The sequence below is a fragment of the Niveispirillum fermenti genome (genome assembly GCF_048066175.1).
GTDB lineage: Bacteria > Pseudomonadota > Alphaproteobacteria > Azospirillales > Azospirillaceae > Niveispirillum > Niveispirillum fermenti.
The window spans coordinates 279,621-292,132 of sequence record NZ_JBLTXA010000002.1 but is presented as its reverse complement, the minus strand read 5'-3'; the positions used below and the strand labels follow the sequence as shown (position 1 = coordinate 292,132).

The window sequence follows — 12,512 nt, the reverse complement described above, 5'->3', positions numbered from 1 at the left end:
TCCCACCTGCGGCCCCTCCCCTTGGGAGGGGCCGTTTTCTTGTCACCCGTCTCATCTCTTCCCAAGGAGTTCCGATCCGTGAACATGCAGGCTTTCACCGCATTGCTGCGTGCCTCTCCCGTCATTCCGGTGCTGACCATCGATCATGTCGCGGATGCCGAACCCTTGGCCCAGGCATTGGCCGCCGGCGGCCTGTCGGTGGTGGAGGTTACGCTGCGCACGCCGGCCGCCCTGGACGCCATCACCGCCATGAAGCGTGCCGCGCCGGGCCTGGTGGTCGGTGCCGGCACCATCCTGCGGCCCGCCGACCTGGATGCCGCCATGTCGGCAGGGTCCGATTTCATCGTGACGCCGGCCACCACCCAGGCCCTGGTCGCACCCCTGAAGGGCTGCGGCGTGCCCGTGATCCCGGGCGTCGCCACACCGTCTGAGATCCTGGCCCGGCTGGATGACGGCTTCGACGTGCTGAAGCTGTTTCCGGCTGAACAATATGGCGGCACCGGCACCATCGCGGCGCTGACCGGCCCCCTGCCGCAGGCCCGTTTCTGTCCGACCGGTGGTATCGGGCGCGACAAGGTGGCCAGCTATCTGGCATTGAAGAACGTGGTGGGCGTCGGCGGTTCCTGGATTGCCACCGGCAGGCAGATTGCGGAGCGTGACTGGGCCGGCATCACCGCCAATGCCCGTGCGGCCGCCGCCTTCGCCGGGGCCTGAAGACCCAGCCCCCCAACAGGCCAGACAGGCAGAAGAACAGACAGTCGGGCCAAAGGGGGGGGAGGCACCAACCGGTTCCAGAGGGGGTAACCCCGGAACCACCGGCGGTCCGGTATCGTTTTGGTGGTATCGAACAAAACAACTTGTAGGATGCCCCACCATGAAGACGCTTCTCGGCACCGCCGCCCTGGCCCTGGTCCTGGCCCATGCCGGCCCGTCCCTGGCCAATACATCCGACAGTGAGGTCGCGGCCTTTCGCCAAGCGAATATTTCCCTGACCCAGGCCATCGCCCAGGCGGAGAAGGAAGGCAAGGGCAAGGCGGTCAGCGTCGAATTCGACACCAAGGACAATGTCGGCCTGTATCAGATCGACATCGTGTCCGGCGAGACGGTGACCCGCTGGGACATCGATGCGTCCAACGGCAAGATCGCCTCTGCCGACAAGAAGACGCTGGCCACCTGGGCGCAGCAGCTTGGCGCCGGGGTGAAGCCGCAGGAACTGACCGCTTCCTCGACCAGCCTGGCCCAGGCTGTCGGCATTGCCGAGGCGCAGGCCGGCGGCAAGGCCATCGAGGCCGAGGTGGAGCATGAGGACAACCGGCTGATGTATGATGTCAAGGTCCTGAGCGGCACCGAGACCCGTTCCGTCCGGGTCGACGGCGCCAGCGGTCAGGTTCTTGCCAACAAGAGCTGACCGGCCTGATTGAGTGAGGCCAATGGCCTCCTTTCAGGTTCCAACGCCCCCGTTCCCGGCCAGCCGGGCCCGGGGGCGTTCCCGTTTCAAAGGCTGTTCAGATAATCTTCCAGATTGGTATAGCCGTCGCCATTCCTGTCCTGTGCGGCATCGGCCGGGTCCTGCGGGTTCAATCCATGGGCCCTTTCCCAATCATCGGGCATGCCGTCGCCGTCGCTGTCCGGCGGTGGGGCGCCGGTTGCAAGCATGGGCCAGCCCCCGACATCCTCCTGGCTGTCGATGATGCGGCCCTCGCCACGGCGCAAATCGGCAATGATCCGTTCGTCCACCGCATCCCGCACGGGGCCGGCACCGGCTTTGTCCAGCACGGACCGGAAGGCGTCGGGCGCTGTTTGCGTGGTCACGGGGGGCATGGGGATGGGGGTGTTCCGGCGATACCCGTCGGCCTGCACACCGCTGACCAGCGACCAGGGGTCGGCCGGCTCTGCATGGTTCATCCAGTTGCCGGCGAACCAGGCCGTTGCCACGGTGCTTCTCTCATCGAATGCCAGGGCACCCTTTGAATTGGGACCGGGCACATAGTAATTATTCACGAAATTATAGGCGGTCACGGCGTTGGTATCGGCATTGTAGCCAGACGCGCCACCCTTGCCGGTCCCCTTCCAGTTGAAGAAGACATTGTTGCGGAAATCCATGAAGGCACCTACCGGATCGGTATCGATGCTTTCGAAATTTCCGGGTCTTGGCATGCGGGCCGTATGGCTGGCCCACAGGTTGTGATGGAAACTGTACCGTGCGCCGAAGGCTCCGCGCGCCAGCGTGCCATAGCCATGGTCGCCCTTGGCATGGACGGACTTGTTGAGGCTTTCGGCGATGATGGACCATTGCACCGTCACATTGTCCAGCCCGATAAGGCCGTCCCGGAATTTCTGGGACACGGACAGGCTTTCATCGGTGGACCAGCTTGCCGACACGTGATCGAGGATGATGTGCTTGCCATCATGGATGAAGATAGCGTCGGCCTCCTGGCCGGCGGCGCTGCCCAACCGGGACCGGACATGGCGGATGACAACATGACTGGCCGAAACGACCAGCGGATGGTCACGCAGCGTGATGCCGCCCCCCGGTGCCGTCTGACCGGCAATGGTGACAAACCCTTCCTTGATCTTGAGTTCCGATTTCAGCTGGATCGTGCCGGATACGGCGAACACGATGGTGCGTGGCCCCTTTGCCGTCACGGCCGCACGCAGGGAACCGGGGCCGTCATCCGCCAGGCTGGTGACGATGTGGACACGCCCGCCCCGACCTCCCTGGGCGTAGGCGCCGGCCCCTTCGGCACCCGGAAAGGCCGGGATGTCTGCCGGTGCCACGTTGATCCCCGACGCAGAGGCAGTGGCGGCAGCCATCAGGCAGGCGGTCGTGAACAGCAGGCGACGGGCTGGCGACATCTGGGTTCCTCCACCGGGGCAGCAGGGTCGGGACGCAAAGGCGGGCGCACGACCGGTCCTATGCGTCACATCGTTTGCGCATGTCTTTACATGTGTCTTGACACCGGTTACCATCTCCTTGCGTGGTATGGCAAATGAAATGCGGCGAAAAGGCGCGTCGCAAATTGTATCATCGGCTAAATGATTTTGCTTTAAGGGTTGCGTCATCCCTGCGCGGCAGGGCACTAAGATTCATCTTGTCCATATGGACAAGATGCCCCCTCTCCAGAGCCAAAGGACAGTGCCGTCCATGCCCGGTGCCCGAACATCTGCCGAAGCTGCTGCGTCCATGGCCGACATTGCGGGCGAGGGGCCCCTTTACGTTTGGGACCAGAAGCGCCGGCCCACCATCAATGATGTGGCACGTTTGGCGGAAGTGTCAAAGAAGACCGTGTCCCGCGTCATCAACCAGTCCCCCCTGGTCAATGACGAGACGCGACAGAAGATCGCCAAGGTCATCGCCGATATCGGATATGAGCCGGACCCCCAGGCGCGCGGGTTGGCGTCGCAGCGTTCGTTCCTGCTGGGCGTGGTCTACGACAATCCCAACGGCCAGTATATCGTCAATATCCAGAACGGTATCCTGGAAGCCTGCCGCAAAAGCGGGTTCGAACTGGTCGTGCATCCATGCGCGCGCAATAGCCCGCAATTCCTGAAGGAAGTGCGCCAGTTCGTGGAACGTCAGAAACTGGATGGCGTCATCCTGCTGCCGCCGGTGTCGGAGGATGAGGCGCTGGCCGCCATGCTGACCGAAGTTGGGTGCCGCTTTGTGCGCATTGCCTGTGTCCCGTTGGACATGGCCGCGCATCTGGTTGTCTATGAGGATTACAAGGGCGCCGCGGAGGTGGCCGATCATCTGGTGCAGTTGGGCCATCGGCGCATCGGTTTCGTGGCCGGGCCGGCGCATTACCGGTCGGCACATGAACGCCGCCGTGGCTTTGCCGATGGCCTGGCCCGGCACGGGCTTGGCCTTACCCCCGAATTATGTGTCGAAGGGGCCTATACCTTTGAATCGGGTCAGGCCTGTGCGGAAAAGCTCCTCTCGCTGGAAACGCCGCCAACAGCCATTTTCGCCAGCAATGACGAGATGGCGGCCGGCATCTATCGCGTCGCCTTTCAGCACGGCATCAGCATTCCCGGCCAGTTGACCGTTGTCGGCTTCGATGACAGCCCGTTGGCCTCGCGCACCTGTCCGGCCATGACCACCGTGCGGTTGCCGGCCACGCAGATGGGGCAGATGGCCGCCGAAAAGCTGATAAAGCGTATCGAGCAGCCCGACGCCAAGCTGCTTGAAACCGTTGTGCAGCCGCACCTGGTGATCCGGGAAAGCAGCGGCACGATCCGTTGAGCGTTTTGGGCGCCGTCTGCGCTTGATCTTGGTGCAGATCGGGTGGGAAATACGCTCAGACTTGCATGGAAACCGGTGTCATATTAAAAGATATCGGTCCCATCGACCCTGTGTCAGGAGCTTTATGGTGTCCATTCCCGCTATTTCCGAGGAAATCGCCCGGCGTTTCGTTGCTGCTCGCCGGGCTGCCACCAGCCTGCCGGACTATCCCGGCCCCATCCCGGCAACGATGGTCGATGCCTATGGCATACAGGATATCGCGCGCGGGCTTTGGCCGACCCCGGTGCGTGGCTGGAAGATCGGGATGGTGCCGCCCGCCCATCGGGAACGCCTGGGCGCCATGCGGCTGGCCGGGCCGGTTTTCGATGGCAATGTCTGGGATTATCAGGCGGGGCAGACCGTCGATCTTCCGATCATTCCGGGTGGTTTTGCTGCCGTGGAGGGGGAGTTCGTGGCCGTGCTGGCAACCGATATGCCGGCCACGGGCGCAGGTGACGAGGCGGAGGCCCTGTCCTTGATCGCGTCGATCCATGCGGGGATCGAACTGGCGGGCAGCCCGCTGGCCAGCATCAACGATCTGGGTCCTACCGTGGTGGTCAGCGACTTCGGCAATAATGCCGGCCTGATCGTAGGGCCCGAGATCGCGGGCTGGCGCGAAGCGTCGCCGGAAAGCCTGACCGTGGAAACCAGCATCGGGGCCGATGTGGTCGGCACCGGCAGTTTCGCCAGCATACCCGGCACGCCGGTGGCGGCCGTCGCCTTCCTGATCAATCATTGCCGTGAACGCAACATTGCCCTGCCGGCCGGCACGCTGGTGACCACAGGGGCCGTGACGGGTATCCATAAGATCGGCCTTGACCAGTCGGCTGGTGTTGTCTTTGCCGGCGGCGGCAGCATCCAGGTCCGGACGGTGGCCGCGGCTGCCCGCTGATCCGCTCCGCCCGATGGAGGGGACCGGCGGTCTCCGGTGCGAATCGATCTGTTGGAACGAAACGGTCCGGCGATCGGCTTGACACCCCTTTTGATATGTGAACATTGTTCAATTCTGCCGGCGGGAGCGGGTGGCCTCCCGTAAATGCTGCTCGTTACCGGTCGGGGGAGGGGGTATAGTATCCGGACCGGTTACAAGGACAATGTTCCATGAAGAAGATCATCCTGCTTGTCCTGGCCCTGTTGGTGCTGATCGGTGCTGGCGTCGGCGGCTATGTGATGTTCGGCCCGAAGCCCGGACATGAGGGCGAGCAGGAGGAGCCGAAGAAGAGGGAACGCAAGGGCCCGCCCGCCTTTGCGTCCGTCGGTCCCATGATCGTGCCAATTCTTGGCGCCAAGACCGTGGAACAGAACATCATGGTCACCGTCAGCCTGGAAGTGGACGATGACGCTGCCCGGGAACAGATCCGCCAGCAGAACCCCCGGCTGGTCGATGCCTATGTGCAGGCGCTTTATGGCGGCATCGACAAGGGGCAGGTGATCGACGGGCAGGTCCTGAACATTCCCGCGCTGAAGGCCAAGTTGCAGGAAGCCACCGACAAGGTGCTTGGCCCCGGTGTCGTGCATGATGTGCTGATCCAGTCGGTCAGCCAGCGGCCCGCCTACTGACGTAATACGCCTGACCGGCATCGCACCGTTTATTTCGCCGGAAACCCGGGTTTCCATGCCCTGGTTTCAATGGCGGCGTATTGCCGCATTCAAAAACGCATGGCATGCTTGCGCCTGTCAAATGCCGCCGGCCGTTCCGGCCTTCACAAAAGCAGAAGCGGCATCTCTCACAGGGTAAGGAAACGACATGACCACGCAAGTATTGTACTTCGTGCTGGCATGTGGGGTGCTGGCCATCCTTTACGGGGTGGTCACGGCCCGGGCCGTGCTCTCGGCCAGCCCAGGCAATGCCCGCATGCAGGAAATCGCCCACGCCATCCAGATCGGCGCCGGCGCCTATCTCAATCGCCAATATACGACCATTGCCATTGTCGGCGTCGTCATCGCGGTGCTGGTCGGCTTTCTGCTGGGCGCCCACGTCGCCATCGGCTTCATCATCGGCGCGGTGCTGTCGGCCGCCGCCGGCTATATCGGCATGAATATTTCCGTGCGAGCCAATGTGCGCACGGCGGAAGCGTCGCGCCAGGGGCTGGCACAGGGACTGTCGCTGGCCTTCCGGGCCGGTGCCGTCACCGGCATGCTTGTGGCCGGCCTGGCCCTGCTGGGTGTGGCCGGATATTATCTGGTCCTGACCGCCGGCATGGGCGTGACCGGCCGGGCGCTGGTCGATGCGCTGGTGGCCTTGGGATTCGGCGCCTCGCTGATTTCCATCTTCGCGCGCCTGGGCGGCGGCATCTTCACCAAGGGGGCCGATGTCGGCGCCGACCTGGTGGGCAAGGTGGAAGCCGGTATTCCCGAGGATGATCCCCGCAACCCCGCTGTCATCGCCGACAATGTCGGCGACAATGTCGGCGATTGCGCCGGTATGGCGGCCGACCTGTTCGAGACCTATGCCGTGACGGTGGTGGCCACCATGGTGCTGGCCAGCATCTTCTTCGTGGGTCAGTCCTATCTGGATGCCGCACTGGTCTATCCGCTGGCCATCGGTGGTGTCTGCATCATCACGTCGATCATCGGCACCTATTTCGTGAAGCTCGGTGCCTCCAACAACATCATGGGGGCGCTTTACAAGGGTTTCATCGCCTGTGGCGTGCTGTCGCTGGGGGCCATCGCCGCCGTGACCCATTGGGTGTTGCCCGAAGGCTTCGGCACCGTGCTGACCACGGGCGGCGGCGTCAGCTTCACGGGCCAGGACCTTTACATCTGCGCCGTCATCGGCCTGGTCGTGACGGCTCTGATCGTCTGGATCACCGAATATTACACGGGCACAGATTACCGGCCCGTGAAGTCGGTGGCGCAGAGCAGCACAACGGGCCATGGCACCAATGTCATCCAGGGGCTGGCCGTGTCGATGGAATCGACGGCATTGCCCGCGCTGGTGATCTGCATCGCCATCATCGGCTGCTATCTGCTGGCCGGCCTGTTCGGCATTGCCATTGCCGTGACCAGCATGCTGGCGCTGGCCGGCATGGTGGTGGCGCTGGATGCCTATGGCCCTGTCACTGACAATGGCGGCGGCATCGCGGAAATGGCCGATCTGCCGAAGGAAGTGCGTGTCACCACCGATGCGCTGGACGCCGTGGGCAACACGACCAAGGCCGTGACCAAGGGCTATGCCATCGGTTCGGCGGGCCTGGGCGCGCTGGTGCTGTTCGCGGCCTATAGCGAGGATTTGAAATATTTCATGGCCAATCCCGACCTTTATCCCTATTTCCGGGACGTGGCCGTGGATTTCAGCCTGGCAAATCCCTTCGTGGTGGTCGGCCTGATCCTGGGCGGGCTGTTGCCCTACCTGTTCGGCGCCATGGGCATGACGGCCGTGGGCCGGGCGGCCGGTTCCGTCGTGGAAGAGGTGCGCCGCCAGTTCCGCGAGGATACGGGCATCATGGCGGGCACATCCAAGCCCGACTACGGCCGCGCCGTGGACATGCTGACCCGGTCGGCCATCAAGGAGATGATCATCCCCTCCTTGCTGCCGGTCCTGGCCCCTGTCGTGCTTTATTTCCTGGTTGCGCTGATCGCGGGCAAGGGTGCCGCCTTCAGCGCCGTCGGGGCCATGCTGCTGGGTGTCATCGTCACGGGGCTGTTCGTGGCGATTTCCATGACCTCCGGCGGTGGCGCCTGGGACAATGCCAAGAAACATATTGAAGAAGGCCACCATGGCGGCAAGGGTTCGGATGCCCACAAGGCAGCCGTGACCGGTGACACCGTGGGCGATCCGTACAAGGATACGGCCGGTCCGGCCGTCAACCCCATGATCAAGATCACGAATATCGTGGCGCTTCTGCTGTTGGCCATTCTGGCCCACGGCTGAGCTTATACTATTTTGTGCTGATCAGAACCTATAGGTTCTGATCAGCACCCTCAATCGCCGGCGCCAACATTCGTTGGCTTGGCTCCGCCGCACGAGCGGCGCGGCGGCGGTCGCCGCCGAACCAACGTGCAATGAGTTCTACTCATCGCACGTTGGTATTATCCATGATATTCCCGCTGCCCCCGGCCGTGCGACAGGTCGGGGGCCTTTTTATGTGTTCCAGGCGGCCCCGGCGCCGGGGCGCCATCCGGGGCGCCATCATGCAGACGGACCGGTATCATTCAGGGGCGTGATTGATGGGCGTCATTCATGGTCGATCACGCGCCCACGCGCCACCTCATCCGGATCGGCGGTCGCCAGGGGGCCGCCATCCAGCCATTCCCTGGCCTTGGCGTGATGTTCGGGGCGGATGGCGCCCGACGCGGTGCGCAGGGCCAGCAGCAGCACCCCGAGATCGTCGGTGAAGCCCAACAGCGACACGAAATCCGGAATGGCGTCCAGCGGCATGATGAAATAGGCCAGGGCGCCCAGCAGCACGGCCTTGTCCCGGACGGGGGTGGCCGGGTCTGTGGCGGCATAGCGCGCGGCGATCAGCTTTTGCGCGAAGGGCAGGCGTGACAGGCTGGCCCGCAGCTTGTCCCAAAAGCGTCCGCGGACAAGATCCGCATCACTGCGCATCTTGACGGGATCGATGCGCAACGCCTCATCGGCATATTTGTCGGCAGGGTTCGTCATATCCTGGATATGGCGGACAGATCCGGTTTGGGCAAGAGGGCAGGGGGATCAGCCCGGGCGCAGGCCCGTGTACCGGGCGCGCGGCCGGATCAGCATGCCGGACCGCACCTGCTCCAGCAGATGCGCCACCCAGCCGACGCTGCGCCCCACGGTGAAAAGCGTGATCGGCGCGTGCGCCGGCAGGCCCAGCCGGTCGGCCAGCAGGACCAGCGCGAAATCAATTGTCGGTGGGCTGCCCGCAAGGTCGGTGGCCGCCTTTGCCAGGGCCAGCGCCCGATGCAGGCGGTCATCCTGCGGCCATGCCGCCGCCATGCGCCGCAGCAGCCATGCCGCGCGGACGTCGCCCCGCGGGTAGAGCGGGTGGCCGAAGCCGGGCAATTCCTCTCCCCGCGCCAGAAAGGCCGACAGGGATTGCACGGGGTCCGGCCCGGTCAGCAGCCCGGGCAGAAGGGCGGCCACCCGCGCCGTCATCCCCCCATGCCGTGGCCCCCGCAGTGCCCCGATGCCCGCCGACAGGGCCGCATAGGGATTGGCCCCCGTGGAGGCGACGCAGCGCACGGTGAAGGCCGAGGCATTCAATTCGTGATCGGCACAAAGGACCATCGCCCCGCGAATCAGGTCCACCCCTTCTCCCGTCACGCCCCAGGCGTCCGCCAGTTGCCTGTGTAGGGGCTGCTGCGAGGGCCGGGCCTGGGCCAGTACACCCGCCATCATCCGCAGAATGCGGGCGCCGGTGCGGGCCAGGCCAAGCGGTGTGCGGTTCATGGAACGCAGATCACCGGCCGCTGCCGTTGGCAACAGCGCCAACAGCCTGTCCAGCGGGTCAAGCGCGGCCAATCCGGCCTCAGGCGAGGGCAGAACCGGCGGCGGTTCGGTAAAGGGGGCCTCTGCCACCTCCCATAGCAGTGCGGCGACGGTTTCCAGCGTGGCACCCGCCGCCAGAACGACGGCATCGCGGCCGCGATAGTAAAGCCCGTCCCCGGTGATCAGCGTGATGGCCGACTCCAGCACCGGCGCACCCCAATCAAGTGCCCGCTCGCCGGCCATGTCGGCCGGGCGGTCACGCCGCGTCACCAGCGCGCGCACATCGTCTGCCCGGTAAAGCCGGGTGCGCCCGCCCGCCGGTGCCTCCGACCGGATCAGGCCCCGGCTGACATAGGCGTAGAGCGTGGGCAGACTGACGCCCAGCTCGGCTGCGGCTTCCTTGGCGGACAGTGTCAGGGGCTGGTGCATCTGCCGGTTTCATCCATTTCATATTGATTCATTGAATCAATATTGACTGTATATCCGGCCACATGAACCCTGTCCACAGATGCGACCAATGTGGAGAGGCGATCATGACGACCGGATTGGATGGGATCATCGCGGCTGAAACGGTGTTGAGCCATGTCGACGGGACGGCCGGGCGCCTGGTCCTGCGCGGGCTTCCGGTGGAGCATGCCGCCGAAGGCCTGGATTTCGAGGGTGTCACCGCGCTGTTGTGGCAGGACTTCCACCCGTTGGGTGGGAACGGTCGGAGGCTTGCCGCGGCAATGGCGCGGGCGCGGGTGGGGGTGGCTCGCCGGCTGCCCCTGTTGCTGCCGGCCACGGCGGGGTTGAGCGCGGTGGAGGCTTTGCGCCTGATGCTGTCCTCGCTGGCTGATGGGTCGGCTGCCGATGATGCCGTGACGGTGGCGGCGGCGGTCCCGGTCTTCGTCGCCGCGCACGCCCGCCATCTGGCCGGCCTCGATCCCGTTGAACCGGATGAACATCTGGGCCATGCGGCTGATTTCATTCGGATGTTGACGGGAAGCGCTGCTGATCCTGCCAAAGCCCGTGCCCTGGATACCTATCTGGTCACGGTCAGCGATCACGGGCTGAACGCTTCCACCTTTGCGGCACGTATCGTGGCCTCGACGCGGGCGGGGCTGATCAGCAGCGTCGTGGCGGGGCTTTGTGCCTTGAAGGGGCCGTTGCATGGGGGTGCGCCGGGGCCGGTGCTGGACATGCTGGACGCCATCGGCACCGACGGCGCCGCACCGGCATGGATCGGTGCCGAACTGGCGGCGGGACGTCGGCTGATGGGGTTCGGCCACCGTATCTATCGCGTGCGTGATCCGCGGGCCGAAGTGTTGAAGCGGGCGCTGGCGCCCCTTTCCAGCCCCCGCATCCGCCTGGCGGAAAAGGTTGAGCAGGCAGCCATCGCCGCCCTGTCCCATCATCGCCCCGGCCGGCCTCTGGCAACCAACGTTGAATTCTACACGGCGTTGCTGCTGGACGCGGTCGGGCTGGACCGGTCGCTGTTCACGCCCGTCTTCGCCATGGGACGGGTTGCAGGTTGGACCGCCCATGTGATGGAGCAGGAGGCCACGGGCCGGCTGATACGGCCTGCGTCGCGCTATATCGGTCCGCTGGCGGCCTGAGGGTGGGGCGGGGACCGGAAGGCTTTTGCATTCCGGTCCCCGCGGATCCTAATCCAGGCTGGCGCCGATGACGCGATCCATTTCGGCAATGGCGCACGTGATATGGTAGAAGCTGCTGGCGGGCGACGGTTCCGCCACGAAGCGCCCGTCGGGTGTCATCCGGTCCCACCACAGTCCCGCCACGGGTGTGTCCAGGTAGCGCTGCAATCCATCGGCGGCATGGACGGCCATGTCCCACCAGCCGGCGTCGCCCGTGACCTCGGCTGCCAGCAGGGCTGCCTTCAACCGCTCGGTCTGGGGCCACAGGCGGGCATCGTGATCATGGATGCTGAAATCATCCAGCAGACTGTTGAAGGCGACGCCGCGCGCCGGGTCCACCCCGTGGACCTCCCCGATCCGGGCCAGCCGCAGACCAGCCTCAAGCGCGTCCTGCCGCCCGCGCAGCTTGCCCCAGCGCAGCATCAGCCAGGCCCATTCAAGCTGGTGGCCGGGTTCCATGATGCGGCCCGGCGTGCCGGAGGCGGGACGCCAGTCGGCATCGAAAAACTCCCGCAAGCCGCCATTGCCGGTGTCGATGAAACACGACAGGGCCAGTTCGGCGATACCATCGGCCATGGCGGACCAGCCCGCATCGCCCCCCGCTGCCTCCCAGGCCAGCGACGCCTCGAACAGATGCATATTGGGGTTGGATTGCAGGGGCAGGCTGCCGCGCGGCATTTCCGCAAAGCCGCCCCGGTGGCCGGACAGGGCCCGCAACTGATCGCGCAGCGCCACGGCGACAGGGTGCAGATCCTCCACACGGTTCAGCAACTGCGCCGCGCTGCACAGGCCGAAGAGGGCGAAGGCCTGGTCGTACAGATCGGCCTTGTCATCCAGCGGGCTGCCATCGGCCGCCACCAGCGTCCGGAACAGCCCGTCCGGCCGGCGGTAGCGCTGGAGATAGCAGGTCAGGGCCTTGTCCGCGATCTCTGCCGCCGGGCCGTTCCACCCCAGGGCCGGTGCCAGCGCATAGGAGAAAATCTGCCGCGGCTGCACGCGCGCCCGGCGCGGCGCGGCCACGGGGCGGCCCTGCATGTCGAGCTTCTCATGGAAGCCGCCCTGCTCATGGTCGTAACCCGCCTGCCACCACAGCGGATAGGCCTGGTCGACCAGCCATCGCACAAGGCGGTCGCGGCGTTCAATAGCGGGAAGAAGGTGTGGCGCGGTCATGAATGTCACC

At 65.1% G+C, this 12,512-nt stretch carries 11 protein-coding genes; 7 read left to right on the top strand and 4 right to left on the bottom strand.

Annotated elements, in window-relative coordinates:
* Positions 1-84 precede the first annotated feature (84 nt).
* Positions 85-714, top strand: coding sequence for a bifunctional 4-hydroxy-2-oxoglutarate aldolase/2-dehydro-3-deoxy-phosphogluconate aldolase (gene eda, locus ACM9LZ_RS03160; protein ID WP_416617950.1), 630 nt, complete (start codon positions 85-87; stop codon positions 712-714).
* 160 nt (positions 715-874) lie between these two features.
* The gene (locus tag ACM9LZ_RS03155; RefSeq protein ID WP_416617886.1) at positions 875-1,408 is read left to right on the top strand and encodes a PepSY domain-containing protein; all 534 of its coding nucleotides are present in this window, start codon (positions 875-877) and stop codon (positions 1,406-1,408) included.
* A gap of 86 nt (positions 1,409-1,494) precedes the next feature.
* On the opposite strand, the gene ACM9LZ_RS03150 is transcribed toward ACM9LZ_RS03155, so the two are convergent.
* Positions 1,495-2,856 (bottom strand): hypothetical protein, encoded by a 1,362-nt coding sequence (locus tag ACM9LZ_RS03150; RefSeq protein ID WP_416617885.1) that lies wholly within the window; start codon positions 2,854-2,856, stop codon positions 1,495-1,497.
* A gap of 289 nt (positions 2,857-3,145) precedes the next feature.
* On the opposite strand from ACM9LZ_RS03150, the gene ACM9LZ_RS03145 reads away from it, so the two are divergent.
* The 4 genes from ACM9LZ_RS03145 (at position 3,146) to ACM9LZ_RS03130 (ending at position 8,156) form a co-directional block, all read left to right on the top strand.
* On the top strand, positions 3,146-4,243 hold the full coding sequence (locus ACM9LZ_RS03145) for a LacI family DNA-binding transcriptional regulator (RefSeq protein WP_416617884.1): 1,098 nt from the start codon (positions 3,146-3,148) through the stop codon (positions 4,241-4,243).
* Positions 4,244-4,367: 124 nt separating this feature from the next.
* Entirely contained in the window at positions 4,368-5,174 is an 807-nt protein-coding gene (locus ACM9LZ_RS03140) for a 2-keto-4-pentenoate hydratase (protein ID WP_416617883.1), read from the top strand.
* Between the two features lie 209 nt (positions 5,175-5,383).
* Entirely contained in the window at positions 5,384-5,842 is a 459-nt protein-coding gene (locus ACM9LZ_RS03135) for a flagellar basal body-associated FliL family protein (protein WP_416617882.1), read from the top strand.
* A gap of 187 nt (positions 5,843-6,029) precedes the next feature.
* Positions 6,030-8,156: a sodium-translocating pyrophosphatase gene (locus tag ACM9LZ_RS03130; protein WP_416617881.1), complete on the top strand. Its 2,127-nt coding sequence runs from the start codon at positions 6,030-6,032 to the stop codon at positions 8,154-8,156.
* A gap of 303 nt (positions 8,157-8,459) precedes the next feature.
* Here ACM9LZ_RS03130 and ACM9LZ_RS03125 read toward each other — a convergent pair whose 3' ends face one another.
* Entirely contained in the window at positions 8,460-8,891 is a 432-nt protein-coding gene (locus ACM9LZ_RS03125; protein ID WP_416617880.1) for a YkvA family protein, read from the bottom strand.
* 48 nt (positions 8,892-8,939) lie between these two features.
* The gene (locus ACM9LZ_RS03120; protein ID WP_416617879.1) at positions 8,940-10,124 is read right to left on the bottom strand and encodes a citrate synthase family protein; all 1,185 of its coding nucleotides are present in this window, start codon (positions 10,122-10,124) and stop codon (positions 8,940-8,942) included.
* Positions 10,125-10,228: 104 nt separating this feature from the next.
* Between ACM9LZ_RS03120 and ACM9LZ_RS03115 the strand changes: the two genes are divergently transcribed.
* A complete protein-coding gene (locus ACM9LZ_RS03115; RefSeq protein WP_416617878.1) occupies positions 10,229-11,293 on the top strand; it encodes a citrate synthase in 1,065 nt (354 codons plus the stop codon).
* 48 nt (positions 11,294-11,341) lie between these two features.
* Here the strand turns inward: ACM9LZ_RS03115 and ACM9LZ_RS03110 are convergent, their stop codons facing one another.
* Entirely contained in the window at positions 11,342-12,502 is a 1,161-nt protein-coding gene (locus tag ACM9LZ_RS03110; RefSeq protein WP_416617877.1) for an AGE family epimerase/isomerase, read from the bottom strand.
* Between the last annotated feature and the right edge of the window lie 10 nt (positions 12,503-12,512).